This window comes from Nonomuraea sp. NPDC003754, assembly GCF_053605785.1.
In genome coordinates this window covers 113,864-128,129 of sequence record NZ_JBSGJX010000012.1, presented here as the reverse complement: position 1 = coordinate 128,129, position 14,266 = coordinate 113,864, and the positions used below count along the sequence as shown (strand labels likewise).

General features: G+C 73.5%; 11 protein-coding genes. 7 read left to right on the top strand and 4 right to left on the bottom strand.

The genetic code is table 11. The features are described from left to right. The first annotated feature begins 106 nt into the window (after positions 1–106). On the top strand, positions 107–3,718 hold the full coding sequence (locus ACWEVS_RS17480; RefSeq protein ID WP_452552300.1) for an NPCBM/NEW2 domain-containing protein: 3,612 nt from the start codon (positions 107–109) through the stop codon (positions 3,716–3,718). 101 nt (positions 3,719–3,819) lie between these two features. Continuing rightward, positions 3,820–4,524: a hypothetical protein gene (locus ACWEVS_RS17475; protein ID WP_452552298.1), complete on the top strand. Its 705-nt coding sequence runs from the start codon at positions 3,820–3,822 to the stop codon at positions 4,522–4,524. Between the two features lie 24 nt (positions 4,525–4,548). Here ACWEVS_RS17475 and ACWEVS_RS17470 read toward each other — a convergent pair whose 3' ends face one another. Genes ACWEVS_RS17470 through ACWEVS_RS17455 form a run of 4 tightly spaced genes read right to left on the bottom strand, consistent with a single transcriptional unit; the run spans position 4,549 to position 8,897 of the window. After that, complete coding sequence (locus tag ACWEVS_RS17470; protein ID WP_449924340.1) at positions 4,549–6,609, bottom strand: 3-hydroxyacyl-CoA dehydrogenase NAD-binding domain-containing protein; 2,061 nt, start codon at positions 6,607–6,609, stop codon at positions 4,549–4,551. Beyond that, entirely contained in the window at positions 6,606–7,829 is a 1,224-nt protein-coding gene (locus ACWEVS_RS17465; RefSeq protein WP_449924338.1) for a thiolase family protein, read from the bottom strand. The genes ACWEVS_RS17470 and ACWEVS_RS17465 overlap by 4 nt, the downstream gene beginning before the upstream one ends. A gap of 1 nt (position 7,830) precedes the next feature. Beyond that, the gene (locus tag ACWEVS_RS17460) at positions 7,831–8,547 is read right to left on the bottom strand and encodes a hypothetical protein (protein ID WP_452552296.1); all 717 of its coding nucleotides are present in this window, start codon (positions 8,545–8,547) and stop codon (positions 7,831–7,833) included. Positions 8,548–8,582: 35 nt separating this feature from the next. Beyond that, a complete protein-coding gene (locus tag ACWEVS_RS17455; RefSeq protein WP_452552294.1) occupies positions 8,583–8,897 on the bottom strand; it encodes an ArsR/SmtB family transcription factor in 315 nt (104 codons plus the stop codon). 158 nt (positions 8,898–9,055) lie between these two features. Here ACWEVS_RS17455 and ACWEVS_RS17450 point away from each other — a divergent pair, with 158 nt between their 5' ends. The 5 genes from ACWEVS_RS17450 to ACWEVS_RS17430 all read left to right on the top strand — a co-directional run bounded on the left by ACWEVS_RS17450 (position 9,056) and on the right by ACWEVS_RS17430 (position 14,212). Continuing rightward, entirely contained in the window at positions 9,056–10,441 is a 1,386-nt protein-coding gene (locus ACWEVS_RS17450) for an FAD-dependent monooxygenase (protein ID WP_452552293.1), read from the top strand. Between the two features lie 72 nt (positions 10,442–10,513). Further along, complete coding sequence (locus ACWEVS_RS17445; protein WP_452552291.1) at positions 10,514–11,434, top strand: hypothetical protein; 921 nt, start codon at positions 10,514–10,516, stop codon at positions 11,432–11,434. Positions 11,435–11,547: 113 nt separating this feature from the next. After that, positions 11,548–12,540 (top strand): LacI family DNA-binding transcriptional regulator, encoded by a 993-nt coding sequence (locus ACWEVS_RS17440; protein WP_452414181.1) that lies wholly within the window; start codon positions 11,548–11,550, stop codon positions 12,538–12,540. Next, positions 12,537–13,325: a sugar phosphate isomerase/epimerase family protein gene (locus ACWEVS_RS17435; protein WP_452552289.1), complete on the top strand. Its 789-nt coding sequence runs from the start codon at positions 12,537–12,539 to the stop codon at positions 13,323–13,325. The genes ACWEVS_RS17440 and ACWEVS_RS17435 overlap by 4 nt, the downstream gene beginning before the upstream one ends. After that, positions 13,322–14,212: an alkaline phosphatase family protein gene (locus ACWEVS_RS17430; RefSeq protein WP_452552287.1), complete on the top strand. Its 891-nt coding sequence runs from the start codon at positions 13,322–13,324 to the stop codon at positions 14,210–14,212. Before ACWEVS_RS17435 ends, ACWEVS_RS17430 begins: the two co-directional genes overlap by 4 nt. Positions 14,213–14,266: the final 54 nt, after the last annotated feature.

Below are 14,266 nucleotides of genomic sequence, written 5' to 3'. Positions count from 1 at the left end.
CCCGCCGGGCGCGCGCGGGTCCACACGCATGAGCATCTTGTAGAAAGCTGCATAAGGAGCTTACGGTGTGCGCAGAATTGCGCAAACCCCCCGGAGGCTCATGCCCATGCGCAGCATCACGTGCTGGTTAGCGACCGCCGCGCTCGTCACCCTCGGCGTGGTGGCGACACCCGCCACGGCGCACGCCGACACCCTCGAACCGATCACCTCGCTCGCCGCCGACAACGGCGTCTACACCGCGCAGGCGGGCGCCGCCAGGCTCCGCGTCACCTTCCAGCGGGACGACGTCTTCCGCCTCGAACTCGCCCCTGATGGCACCTTCACCGACCCCGCCAACACCGGGCAGGGCGCGAAGATCGTCGTCAAGACCGACTACCCGGCGGTGCCCTCCACGTGGAAGGAGCTCCCCGACCGCTACGAGATCAGCACGGGCGCGCTGACCGTCAAGATCGGCAAGAGCCCGGCGCTGGTCAGCGTCTTCCGCGCCGACGGCAGCCAGGTGCTCGCCGAGAGCGCCCCGCTGTCCTGGGACGCCGCCGGCACCCGGCAGACCCTCGCCCCCGTCGCCAAGGAGCAGTTCTTCGGCGGCGGCATGCAGAACGGCCGCCTCAACCACACCGGCCAGATCGTCAACGTCGCCGCCAACCACGACTGGGACGACGAGGGCTACCCGAACGCGGTGCCGTACTACGTCAGCACCGCCGGGTACGGCGTGCTGCGCGACACCTTCGCGCCCGGCAGCTACGCCTTCAAGCAGCCGCTGGTCGCCACCCACAAGGAGCAGCGCTTCGACGCCTACTACTTCGTCGGCCGGCCGTACGACCTGAAGACGCCGCTCGACCGCTACACTGAGCTGACCGGACGGCCGCTGATGCCGCCGATCTACGGCCTGGAGATGGGCGACGCCGACTGCTACAACCACTCCAGCCCGACCTACACCGGCGGCAAGAACCCGAAGAAGTGGACGACACCCAGCGCCGCCACGGTCGCGCAGGGCTACGTCGACAACGACATGCCGCGCGGCTGGATGCTGGTCAACGACGGCTACGGCTGCGAGTACACCGACCTGCCGGAGGCGGGCTGGCTGCTGCGCCAGCGCGGCGTCGAACTGGGCCTGTGGACCGAGCGCGCGCTGACCGACCAGGAGTCCGAGGTCAGGGACGCGGGCGTGCGGGTCCGCAAGCTGGACGTCGCCTGGGTCGGCGCGGGCTACCGGCACGCGCTGACCGGATGCGAGGAAGCCGCCGGCGGCATCGAGAGGTACTCCGACGCCCGCCGCTTCGTCTGGATGGTCGAGGGCTGGGCGGGTTCGCAGCGCTGCGCCGTGCAGTGGACCGGCGACCACTACGGCACGCTCGACGCCATCCGCTGGCAGGTCCCGGCCATCACCGGCGCCGGCCTGTCCGGCATGCCGTTCACGGCGGGCGACATCGACGGCATCTTCGGCGGCAGCGGCGAGTCGTACGTGCGTGACCTGCAGTGGAAGGCGTTCACGCCGGTGCTGATGTCGATGTCGGGCTGGGCCTCCCATGACAAGCAGCCGTGGACGCGCGGCGAGCCGTACACCTCCATCAACCGCAAGTACCTCAAGCTGCGCGAACGGCTGCTGCCCTACCTGTACACCCACGCCGCCGAGGCGCACCGCACCGGCGTCCCCGTCAACCGGGCGCTGGTGATGGAGTATCCGCGCGACGAGACCGCCTGGCAGGTCAAGGACGAGTTCCTGGCGGGCAGGGACTTCCTGGTCGCGCCCGTCCACACCGCGGGGGACGTCCGCACCGGCATCTACCTGCCCGAGGGCCGCTGGGTCGACTACTGGAGCGGCGAGGTGCACAACGGCCCCAAGACGCTCGGCGGCTACAGCGCGCCGCTGGACCGGCTGCCGCTGTTCGTCCGGGCCGGCGCGATCGTGCCCATGTACCGCGAGGGCGTCAACAACCACGCCGAGCACCGGCCGGCCGACCCGCTGACGCTGGACCTCTACCCGAGCGGCGAGTCGACCTTCGCCATGTACGCCGACGACGGCAGGACCCGCGCGTTCGCCACCGGCCAGTCGGCCACCCAGACCTTCACCGTCAAGGCGCCGCGGGACGGCTCGGGCGTGATCACCGTGGGGATCGGCGCGCTCGAGGGCGAGTACGCCGGCAAGCCCGCCGCCCGGCCGTACGAGCTGGTCGTGCACCTCGGCGGCGCACCCCACCAGGTGCGCTACGGCAAGCAGAAGCTGCCCGAGATCACCGCCGAGCGGTACGCGGCCGGCGAGAGCGGCTGGTACGCCGACGGCGCCACCGTCAGGGCGCGCGTCCCGGCCCTGTCCACCGCCGGGAGCGCGGAGCTCAGGCTGACCGGCGCCACCGTGCTCGGCGGCAGGCACCCCGGCGACACCGACGTCGCCGTCGCCGCCGAGCTGCCCGCCATGCTGACCCCTGGCGCGACGGTCGAGGTGCCCGTCTCCGTCACCAACACCACCGGCGGCACGATCCGCGACGTCGAGCTCGGCGTCCGCGTGCCCGAGGGCTGGAGCGCGCCGGCTCCCGTCCCGGCGGGAAGCGTCGCCGACGGCCGGCGCGTGGACAAGACCGTCGCCGTCGCCGTCCCCGCCGACGCCAAGGCCGGTACGGTCACCCTCACCGTCACCGCCGCCTACGGGGCGCATCAGGAGCGCTACACCGCCACGGCGGCGACCGCGGCCAAGGTGCCGCACGCCTCGCTCGCGGCCGCCTTCGCCAACATCGGCGTCACCGACGACGCCGACCCGGGCAAGGGCAACATCGACGGGGGCGGCGGCAGCTTCTCCTACCAGCGCCTGGCCGCGGCGGGCGTCACCCCCGGCGCGTCGCTGACCGTGCAGGGCGTGCCGTTCACCTGGCCCTCCATCCGGCCGGGGCAGCCCGACAACGTGGCGGCGGCCGCCCAGACGATCGCGCTGCAGGGGCAGGGCAACACCCTGGCCTTCCTCGGCACCGGCACCAGCACGCAGGCCAGGGGCCCGCTGACCGTCCACTACGACGACGGCACCAGCGACACCGGCACGCTCGGCTTCGCCAACTGGTGCTGCGTCGACCCGGGCTCGCACGGCTCCAAGCCCGCCTTCTCGCACAAGGGCAAGAACCTGCCAGCGGGCGCGAACCAGTTCCCGACCGTCGACTACCGCGTCTTCTACAACCAGGTCAGGGTGAACCCGGCCAAGAAGATCGTCGCGGTCACACTGCCCGACAACGCCGCCGTCCACGTCTTCGCCGCCACGGTGGCGACCACGAAGCTGCCCGACCCGCCCAAGGGCCAGGCGTGGGCGTCGGAGGTGACCTGGCTGTCGGCCGACAACGGCTGGGGGCCGGTGGAGAAGGACCGCAGCAACGGCGAGAGCGGCGCCGGCGACGGCCGGCCGATCACGCTCGGCGGGACCGTCCACGCCAAGGGGCTCGGGGCGCACGCCCCCTCCAGGGTCTCCTACCACACGGGCGGCGCGTGCTCGGCGTTCACCGCCACGGTGGGCGTGGACGACGAGGTGCAGGCCGGGTCGGTCACCTTCGCGGTGCTGGCCGACGGGAAGGAGGTCTACCGGTCGCCCACCCTGACGGGGGCGGCGCAACCGCTGGAGATCGCGGCCGACATCAAGGGTGCCACCTACGTCGACCTGGTCGTGGGCGACGCGGGTGACGGCAACGGGGCCGACCACGCCGACTGGGCCTCGGCCGCGTTCACCTGCGCCCCCTGACAGCCTGGCCCGCGCCTGGCCGGACCCGCCACCGGAGCACACCGGTGGGGCCGGCCGGGCGCGGGCGGGAACCCCGAGGGGCGGGGCGGTGTATCGGGAGCATGAGACGCATCGTGCTGGTCCTGGCCCTCCTGCTGCCCGCCCTGGCCACCGCGGCCCCCGCGCGGGCGGGCGGCTGGGCCGCCACCTACCTCGACCCTGTCCCCGCGACCTTCGCCCCGGACGCCACCTACACCGTCGGCTTCTGGATGCTGCAGCACGGCACCCACCCCTACGAGGTGGCCAGGAAGCTCGGCACGGTGGGCCTGAAGTTCACCAGCGGTGCCAGGAGCCTGGAGTTCACCGGCGTGCCGCTGAAGGAGAAGGGCCACTACGCCGCCGCGATCGCCCTGCCCGCGGGCCACTGGCGGGTCGAGGCGATCCAGGGCTGGTTCGCGCCCTACGACGTCGGCACGCTCACGGTGCCCGGCCCCCTGGCGGTCAGGCCGATCGACCCCGAGCTCAAGCGCATGATCGCCGGCTACCTGTCCATGAACGGCGGCAAGGACCCGTGGGGCGCGGTGCGCCCTCCGGGCTTCGTCAGGCAGGGCGCGCCGGCCACACCCGCCGCGGCGGCGCTGCCCGCCGCTTCAGCTCCCGCCGCCGCTGCCACTCCCGGTCCGGCCACCGGCCAGGGCGGCCGTCCGGGCGCTGAACCCGGCCCGGTCCCGGCCGGCGGGCCGTGGCCGTACTGGCTCGGGCTGGGCGTGGCCGCCGCGGCGGGCCTGACCCTCGTCGTGGTCAGGCGGCGGCGCGTCAGAGCGTGAAGACGGCCGCGCCCGCCGCCTTCATCAGGCCGGAACCGAGGCCACCCCAGGCTCGAGGAAGCGCGGGGCCGACACGCCCGCCCTGTCCAGGTACGGCGTGACGCCGCCGAGGTGGAAGGGCCAGCCCGCGCCGAGGATCATGCACAGGTCGATGTCCTGCGCGGCGGCCACCACGCCCTCGTCGAGCATGATGCGGATCTCCTCGGCCAGCGCCCGCAGCACCCGCTCGCGGACCTGCTCGGCCGTCGAGGGCGACGTGCCGCCCGCGAACATGGCCACGACCTCCGGGTCGAGCGAGAAGTCGGCGGCGTAGACGCCCGGCTTGCCCGAGGCGACCAGCTTGGCCATGTTGTCGGACACGCCGAAGCGCGACGGGAAGGCCGCGTGCAGGGTCTCCGACACGTGGTGGCCGACGGCCGGGCCGACGAGCTGCAGCAGCGCGAACGGCGTCATCGGCAGGCCCAGGTCGTCGAGCGCGTGCTCGGCCACCTCGAGCGGCGTGCCCTCGTCGACGGCGGCGAAGACCTCGCCCATGAACCTCGTGAGCAGCCGGTTGACCACGAACGCGGGCGCGTCCTTGACCAGCACCGCCGACTTCTTCAGCGACCTGGCCACCGTGAACGCCGTCGCCAGCGTCGCGTCGTCGGTCGAGGCGCCCTTGATGATCTCCAGCAGCGGCATCACGGCGACCGGGTTGAAGAAGTGGAAGCCGACCAGCCGCTCCGGGTGCCTCAGCTCGGCGCCCATCTCGCTGAGCGACAGCGAGGAGGTGTTGGTGGCCAGCACGCACTCGGCCGAGACGTGCTCCTCGACCTCGGCGAAGACCTTCTTCTTGACGCCCATGTCCTCGAAGACGGCCTCGATGACGAAGTCGGCGTCGGCGAAGGCGTCCTTGGTCAGCGAGCCGGTGACCAGGGCCTTGAGCCGGTTGGCCTGGTCCTGGCTGACCCGGCCCTTGGACAGGAGCTTGTCCACCTCGGCGTGCACGTAGCCGACGCCCTTGTCCAGGCGCGCCTGGTCCAGGTCGGTCAGCACGACCGGCACCTCGAGCCGGCGGGCGAACAGCAGCGCCATCTGCGAGGCCATCAGGCCCGCGCCGACCACGCCGACCTTGGTGACCTTGCGGGCCAGCGCCTTGTCGGGCGCGCCCGCCGGCCGCTTGGCCCGGCGCTGCACCAGGTCGAAGGCGTAGAGCCCGGCGCGCAGCTCGTCGCCCATGAGCAGGTCGGCCAGCGCCTCGTCCTCGGCGGCGAAGCCGGCGTCGCGGGTGGCGTCCTTGGCCGCGGCGATGAGATCGAGCGCCCGGTAGGGGGCCGGCGCCGCGCCGCGCAGCTTCATGTCGACCAGGAAGCGGGCATCGGCCACGGCCTTGTCCCAGTCCTCCTCGATCGCGGGCCGCTCGACCGTGACCGCGCCGGTCAGCACCTGGGCGGCCCAGCGCAGCGACTCCTCCAGGAAGTCGGCCGGCTCGAACATGGCGTCGGCGACCCCGAGCGCGAACGCGTCGCCGCCCTTGATCATGCGGTTCTGCGACAGCGGGTTCTCGATGATCAGCTTGATCGCCTTGGCCGGGCCGACGAGGCGGGGCAGCAGCTGGGTGCCGCCCCACCCCGGCACCAGGCCGAGGAAGCACTCCGGCAGCGCCACGGCGGGCACGCCCGAGGAGATCGTCCGGTAGGTGCAGTGCAGCGCGATCTCCAGGCCGCCGCCCATGGCCGCGCCGTTGACGAACGCGAAGGAGGGGACGTCCAGCTCGCCGAGGCGGCGGAAGACGTCGTGGCCGAGCCTGCCGATCTCCAGCGCCTCCTCGCGGGTGCGCACCAGGGCCGCGCCCTTGAGGTCGGCGCCGACGGCGAAGATGAACGGCTTGCCCGTGACGCCGACGGCCGCCAGGTCGCTCCGGGCCGCGATGGCGTCGACGGCCTCGTTCAGCAGGGTCAGCCCGCCGGGGCCGAAGGTGTTCGGCTTGGTGTGGTCGAACCCGTTGTCCAGGGTGATCAGCGCCATCGTGCCCGCGCCGTGCGGCAGCTCGACGTCGCGCACCAGCGCCTTGGTGACTACCTCGTCCTTGAACAGGTCGCTCATGCCAGGTTCTCCCAAATGACCGTGCCGCCCATGCCCATGCCGACGCACATGGTGGTGATGCCGTACCGAACGTCGGGCCGCTCGCCGAACTGGCGGGCCAGCTGCGTCATCAGCCGGACGCCCGAGGAGGCCAGCGGGTGGCCGAAGGCGATCGCCCCGCCGTACGGGTTGACCCTGGGGTCGTCGTCGGCGATGCCGAAGTGCTCCAGGAAGGCCAGCACCTGGACGGCGAACGCCTCGTTGATCTCGAACAGGCCGATGTCCTCGATGGACAGGCCGGCCAGGCGCAGCGCCCGCTCGGTCGACGGGATCGGGCCCACGCCCATGACCTCGGGGTCGACGCCGGCGAAGGCGTAGGAGACCAGGCGCATCTTCGGCGCGAGACCGAGCTCGGCGGCCACGTCGGCGGCGGCCACGATGCAGCCGGTCGCGCCGTCGTTGATGCCGGAGGAGTTGCCCGCGGTGACGCGGCCGTGCGCGCGGAAGGGGGTCTTCAGCCCCGCCAGGCCCTCGACGGTCGTGCCCGGTCGCGGCGCCTCATCGGTTACCGCCAGCCCCCAGCCCTTCTCGGCGGTCCTGACGGCCGTGGGCACCAGGTCGGGCTGGATCTTGCCGTCGGCGTAGGCCTTGGCGACCTTCTCCTGCGAGAGCGCGGCGTAGGAGTCGGCCCGCTCCTTGGTGATGGTGGGGTAGCGGTCGTGCAGGTTCTCGGCGGTCATGCCCATGACCAGCGCGCTGCCGTCGACCAGCTTCTCCGACAGGAACCTGGGGTTGGGGTCGACGCCCTCGCCCATCGGGTGGCGGCCCATGTGCTCGACGCCGCCGGCGATGGCCACGTCGTAGGCGCCGAAGGCGATGCCGCCCGCGACGGTGGTCACCGCGGTCATCGCGCCCGCGCACATGCGGTCGATGGCGTAGCCGGGCACGGTCTTGGGCAGCCCCGCCAGCACCGCGGCCGAACGCCCGATGGTCAGGCCCTGGTCGCCGATCTGGGTGGTGGCCGCGACCGCGACCTCGTCCACCCGCTCGGGCGGCAGCGCCGGATTGCGCCTCATCAGCTCGCGGATGACGCGGACGACCAGGTCGTCGGCTCGGGTCTCCGCGTACAGGCCCTTCGGCCCCGACTTGCCGAACGGCGTGCGAACGCCGTCGACGAAAACGACGTCACGAGAGGAAGGCACGGATTCGCTCCTCGTTGCAGGACTGGTTCGGCCCACCATGCTACTCGCGAGTAACTACAACTGAGACGAGGGCCGCCGCCATCAGCACGCACACCAGCCAGCCGGTCGGTTCCCATAGGTGGGCCCGCGCCGCGACCAGCGCCGCCGTCGTCACCGTGGCGCCCGCCCACGCGGCCGGTCTGCCCGCCCTCGCCTGACCGGGATCCCACGGGTCGTGCGGAGACCCGGTACGGCCGGCCAGCGCCTCACGCGTCCACCACAGCGCGAAGCAGACGCCCGCCGCCAGGCAGGCCGGCGCCGCGACCTCCAGCGCCCCGGCCAGCGAGTCGGCCAGGCCGTACAGCGCCGACTCCTGGAACAGCCGCGGCACCGTGAAGCCGAGCAGCAGCGTCAGCGCCCAGCCGCCGGCCATGGCGAGCCGGCCGGCCGACTGGCGCGGACCGGCCGAAGGGCGTCCGTAGAGGGCGTGCTCGCGCCGCCGCACCCGCCGGGCCCGTGCCGCCCAGACCGCCTGCGTCGCCGCGAGCACGGGGACGGCCAGCGCGAAGGCCGCCAGCGCCAGCCAGGCCAGCGGCCTGGTGCCCTCCCTCGTCGGCGCCCGCTCGGCCAGCAGCTGCGTGGTGGCCAGCGCGGAGATCGCCACGGTGAGCGCGACCAGGGCGGAGCGGCGCGCCGACCTGGCGCGGCCGCGCAGGCCGGCGAGCGCGGTGGCGCCGGGAAGAGGCCCCGCGGCGGGGTCGGGAAGGGAGGTGGCCATGGGGCCATCTTCGTCGGCGATGGCTCCCGGTTCGCTCACATCGCGCCGGATTCCTGGGCCACCAGGTCGAGAAGGCCGGGGAAGCGGGCGTCCAGGTCGGCGCGGCGCAGCGTGATGAACAGCTTGCGGCCCTCCGGCCGCTGGCAGATCACTCCCGCCTCGCGCAGCACCCGCCAGTGGTGGGTGAGCGTGGACTTGGGCACGTCGGACAGGACGGACCCGCAGAACATCTCCTCGTCCGCCCCCCGCTCCCAGAGTCTGCGGACGATCTGGGCCCGCACGGGGTGACCGAGCGCGGCCATGACCTCGATGAGCTGGATCTGCTCCCGCGTGGGATGAAGCGCCGCCATCGGACCAGTGTACGAAACTGTCGAACTTGACGTGGTCGGGACTACTGTACGAACATCTCGTACTGTTCGTTGATCCCGGACATATGAATGGACTGCCAGGCGCAACCTCCGCGCCCTCGCCGGTGTTCACCGTCCAGTCCCTACCGAAAGGTCGCCACATGTTCGATGTCGCTGTCGTCGGGGGCGGACCCGTCGGCATGCTGCTCGCCGCCGAGCTCGCCCTCCAGGAGGTCGACGTCGTGGTGGTCGAGCGGCGTGCCGTACCGCTCACCGAGTCCAAGGCGGGCACCCTGCACGCCCGCACCGCGCAGAGCCTCGACCGGCGGGGGCTGCTGACCGCGGTCGGCCACCCGACCTGGGGGAGCGTCAGGTTCCACTTCTCCGGGATGTTCGGCCTCGACCTGGGCGCGGTCACCGATGGCGGCCCGTCCATCGTCGGCAGCCCGCAGGCCTGGGCCGAGCACGTCTTCGCCGAGCGGGCGCAGGCGCTCGGCGCGACGATCATGCGCGGGCAGGAGGTCGCCGGGCTGGATCAGCGCGACGACCACGTGCTGCTGTCCAACGGCGTGACGGCCCGCTACGTGGTCGGCGCCGACGGCGCCCGCAGCGCCGTCCGCAAGGCCGCGGGCATCCCGTTCGACGGCACGGGGGCGCGCGTGGCCGCCCTCATGGGCGAGGTACGGCTCCCGCCCGGCCTGCCGGGCGGCTACCACAGGACCCCTCGCGGCTGGCTCATCGTCTGGCCCGGCGGCCGGATCACCACCTACGACTTCCGGGGACCGCACGCCGACAGGGAGGCGCCCGTCACCCTGGAGGAGCTTCAGGAGGTGGCCGAGTACATCGCGGGCTTCCCGATCCCGATGTCCGACCCGCGCAGCCTGACCAGGTACGGCGACGCGGCGCTGCAGGCGCGGGCCTACCGCAGCGGCCGGGTGCTGCTGGCGGGCGACGCCGCCCACGTGCACTTCCCGTGGGGCGGGCAGGGGCTCAACACCGGCCTGGAGGACGCCGTCAACCTGGGCTGGAAGCTGGCCGCGCAGGTGAAGGGCAGGGCGCCGGACGGTCTGCTCGACACCTACCACTCCGAGCGGCACCCCGTGGCGGCCAGGGTGCTGTGGAACGTCAGGGCGCAGAACGCGCTGGCCGATCCCGATCCGCGGATGGACCCGCTGCGGGAGCTGTTCGCCGAGCTGATGCGCTTCGACGAGGTCAACGCCTACCTCAGCGGCATGATCAGCGGCGTGGACACCGTCTACGACGTCGGCGTGCCCGGCGCCGGCTGGATGGCCCCCGACCTGACCATCACCACTGACCGCGGCCAGGTCACCCTTGTCGAGCTGCTGCGGGCGGCCCGCCCGCTGTTCCTCGACCTCGACGGCCGAAGCGACCTCGTTCGTGCCGTCGGGACCCGCGCGCGGGTGGTCAGCGGGAAGGCCGACAGCCCCTTCCAGGCCCTGCTTGTGCGCCCGGACGGGTACGTCGCGTGGACCTCGGAGGCGGGGGACGAGACACTGCGTGGAGCACTGGATCGCTGGTTCTTGTGAAATATCCAGACAAACTGTGGCGGCTTCTGTTAGGAAGGTGCGCGATCACGTAAGCACTAGAGAGGTTCCACCGTGGCGCGCGACGAGAACGACAGCCCTGACTTGACCGGTGACGTGCTGTCGGACCGCTGGACCCCCGAGTCGGCTGACACCGACGAGCAGCCCGCCGTCGTCGCGGAGGACAAGCCCCCCGCTCCCGCGCCTGCCGCTGCGCCGGCCCCCGCCCCCGCTCCCGCTCCCGCTCCCGCCGCGGAGGCGGATGAGGTGCCCCTGGTGACCGTCCTGGACGCGCCCCCCGTGGTCGCGATGGAGGTGCCCGAGACCGAGGCCCAGTACCTCCCCCTCGACCAGGGCTTCGACTCCGCGGGCGAGTCGTCCCCCCGCGGCTTCCTCGGCTCCGGCTGGACCGAGGACGGGGAGGCGCCCGAGCGGGAGGTGCGCAGGCGTACCAGGCTCCTGCTGGCGGGGGCCGCGGCCGTCGTGGTGGTCGGCGCGGCCGGCGGCTGGATGCTGATCGGCTCCGGCGGCGAGGCGTGCGCGGGCGGGTCCTGCGCCTCCAGCCGCTCGGTGGCCCCCGCCGTCACCGTGTCGCCGGTCGAGGAGCCGGCGTCGAGCGAGCCCGCCGTCGAGCCGGTCACCGACCCCTCGCAGACGCCCGAGTCGTCCGCGACGGTCAGCGCCACCCCCGAGCCGCCCACGCGCGTACGGCAGAGCAAGGCGCCGCAGACGCCCAGGCCCACGGCCACCCGTCTCGGCACCCCCACCACCAAGCCCAGCTCCAGGCCGGTCCGCACGCTCAACGACGAGACCGTCAAGGAGCGGACGAACAAGAACGAGCCGGCCACCGAGCCGACCGCCGAGCCGACCACCCAGGCCCCGCCGGCGACCGGCACCGAGGCGCCCGCTCCCGCCACGGAGGCGCCCGCGCCCGTCCAGCAGCCGCCCTCGGACGACAGGCGTTCCGGCGGGCTCCTGGACTGGCTGTTCGGCTAGGACCCCTCGACCGCGGCCGCCTTCCCCTGGGAGGGCGGCCGCGGCGTCGTTGCCGTACCATCGCGCGAAGGCCGCCGGTCTGACAGACTGGAAATCGCTTTCCGGGAGGGGTCATGGTCACGCTCGAGGACGTCGCCAAGCAGGCGGGCGTCTCCCTCGCCACCGCCTCGCGCGTGCTGAACGGCAGCACCCGCCAGGTCGGCGCCTCCCTGCGCGCGAAGGTCGAGCGGGCCGCGGTCGAGCTGGGCTACCGCCCCAACCTGGCGGCCCAGACACTGGCGCGCGGCGCGAGCAACGTCATCGGCATCGTCGTGCACGACCTCACCGACCCCTACTTCGCCGCGCTGGCCGACGGCGCCATGCGGGTGGCCGCCGACCAGGGACTGCTGGTCATGGTCGGTGCCACGCACCGCGACCCGGAACAGGAGATCGCCTACGTCGCCTCGCTGAACGCCCAGCGGGTGCGGGCGGTGCTGCTGGCCGGCTCGCGGGTCGACGACCCCCATGTCACCCGGCGGCTGCGCGAGGAGGTCGCCCGCTACCGCGCCGGCGGCGGCAGGGTGGCCTGCGTCGGCCAGGACCTGCTCGAGGTCGACACCGTCGCGCCCGCCAACCGGGAGGGCGCCGCCGACCTGGCCCGTTCGCTGGCGGCGCTCGGCCACAGCCGCTTCGCCGTCCTGGCCGGGCCCGCCGGGCTGCTGACGGCCGCCGACAGGTGCGCGGGCTTCACCGACGCACTGGCCGCCCTCGGTCTGCCCGCGCCCCTGGTGATCCACGGCGCCTTCGACCGCGACGGCGGCCACGCGGCCGCGCGCGAGACCGGCGACGCCACGTGCGTGTTCGCCGTCAACGACGTGATGGCGGTCGGCGCGCTCGCCTCCTACCGCGAGCGCGGGATCCGGGTGCCCGACGACGTGTCGGTGGCCGGGTTCGACGACATCACGACCCTTCGCGACCACGTCCCCGCCCTGACCACGGTACGGCTGCCGCTGGCCGACATGGGGGCGAAGGCGCTGACCCTGGCGCTGGAGGCCGGCGAGCGGACCCGCGTGGAGCGGGTCGCCGGCGAGGTGGTTCTCAGACAGAGCGTACGGAGGCACGAGTGAAGCTGGCGGTCAGCACGCTGGGAATGCCGGGAGAGGGCCTGGAGTCGGCGATCGCGGTCGCCGCCGCGGGCGGCTGTCAAGGGCTGGAGCTGCGGCTGCACCCCGACACGGGCGTGCACGCGGGGCTCCCCCCCGCCGATCGTGCCGCGGCGCGCGAGAAGATCGCCGACGCGGGCCTGTCCATCGCCGCCCTGGCGGGATATGTCGGCATCTGTGATCCCGCACCCGCCGACGACATCGTCGTCGGCGACCTGCTGGCCGACCTCCGGCTCGCCGCCGACCTGGGCGCGCCGGGCGTGCGGGTCTTCCCGCGCGGCGACGACCCCGCCGTCGGCGCCCGCCGCCTGCGGGCCGTCGCCGACACCGCCGCCGCGCTCGGCGTGCGCGTGTTCGTCGAGACTCACGACAAGATGCCGACCGGCGCCGCCGTCGCCGCGCTGCTGTCGGCCACGGGACGGCCCGACGCCGCGGTCGCGCTGTGGGACCTGCTGCATCCCTGGCGCCACGGCGAACCCCTTGAGGAGACGCTCGGGGCGCTGGCGCCGTACCTGGCCTACGTCCAGGTGAAGGACGCCGTGTCCGCGACCGACACCACCCCCGTCCCGCTGTGGTCGGGCGCGGTGCCGCTCGACGCGGCCGGTGAGCTGCTGCGCGCGCACGGCTACGACGGGTGGGTCTCGCTGGAGTGGGAGCGCACCTGGTACCCGCAGGTCGCCCCGGTGCAGGACGTCCTGCCCGGCGCGGCCGACTGGGTGCGCCGCTTCTCCGCCCCGGCCGCGGCGTGACGCCGACGGCCAAGGTGCTCGTCGTCGGGATGGACGGGCTCAGGTTCGACCGCGTGCCGGCCGCCAGGCCGCCGGTGCTGCTCGGGCTGATGGCCGCGGGAACCCACGGCACCGCCCTGCTCCCGTACGGCGAGGCCGTCGCGCCGCGCACCGGGTCGCCGGGCGAGGTGGTGCCCGGCAGCCGGGCGGGCGTCACGGCCAGGACGGACTCCGGGCCCGGCTGGTCGTCGATCGCGACGGGCGTGTGGCCCGACAAGCACGGCGTGGTGGACAACAGCTTCGCCGCCGCCAACTTCACGAAATATCCGGACTTCCTCACGCGGGCGAAGGCAGCCCGCCCCGACCTGTCCACCTACGCGATCTTCTCGTGGGCCGCGCTCGCCGAGCACGGCGCGTTCGGCGAGGCCATCGACGTGCGGATCGCGCTCGACGGCTACGCCGACACCTTCGCCGCCTGCGACGCCCGCGTCGCCGACGCGGCCGCCCGGCACCTGGCGGCGCAGGACCCCGACCTGGCCTTCGTCTACTTCGGCGACACCGACGAGGTCGCCCACGACCTCGGGCCGCTGTGCCAGGAGTACACCGACGCCCTGCTGCTGCAGGACGCCTTCCTCGGCCGGCTGCTCGCCGCGGTCAGGAGCCGCGCGAGCTACCCGGGCGAACGGTGGACCGTGATCGTCACCACCGACCACGGGCACGTCGACTCCGGCGGGCACGGCGGCGTCTCCGACGAGGAGCGCACCACCTTCGTGGTCCTGTCCGAGCTCGACCGCCCGACGCGGCCGGTGCGCGCCCCCCGCCTGGTCGACATCGCCCCGACGGTCCTGTCGCGCCTCGGCATCCCCGTCGACCCCGTCTGGAACCTCGACGGCCACCCCCTCCCCTGACCCCGTCCGTCCTCGCTCCCAGGCATCTCCCACCGGGGGGCCACCACGTCGTGT

Excerpts from the sequence above, each read along its gene's own strand:
- ACWEVS_RS17480 (WP_452552300.1), top strand. The coding sequence starts at position 107 with ATGCGCAGCATCACGTGCTGGTTAGCGACCGCCGCGCTCGTCACCCTC.
- ACWEVS_RS17475 (WP_452552298.1), top strand. The coding sequence starts at position 3,820 with ATGAGACGCATCGTGCTGGTCCTGGCCCTCCTGCTGCCCGCCCTGGCC.
- ACWEVS_RS17470 (WP_449924340.1), bottom strand. The coding sequence starts at position 6,609 with ATGAGCGACCTGTTCAAGGACGAGGTAGTCACCAAGGCGCTGGTGCGC.
- ACWEVS_RS17465 (WP_449924338.1), bottom strand. The coding sequence starts at position 7,829 with ATGGTGGGCCGAACCAGTCCTGCAACGAGGAGCGAATCCGTGCCTTCC.
- ACWEVS_RS17460 (WP_452552296.1), bottom strand. The coding sequence starts at position 8,547 with ATGGCCACCTCCCTTCCCGACCCCGCCGCGGGGCCTCTTCCCGGCGCC.
- ACWEVS_RS17455 (WP_452552294.1), bottom strand. The coding sequence starts at position 8,897 with ATGGCGGCGCTTCATCCCACGCGGGAGCAGATCCAGCTCATCGAGGTC.
- ACWEVS_RS17450 (WP_452552293.1), top strand. The coding sequence starts at position 9,056 with ATGTTCGATGTCGCTGTCGTCGGGGGCGGACCCGTCGGCATGCTGCTC.
- ACWEVS_RS17440 (WP_452414181.1), top strand. The coding sequence starts at position 11,548 with ATGGTCACGCTCGAGGACGTCGCCAAGCAGGCGGGCGTCTCCCTCGCC.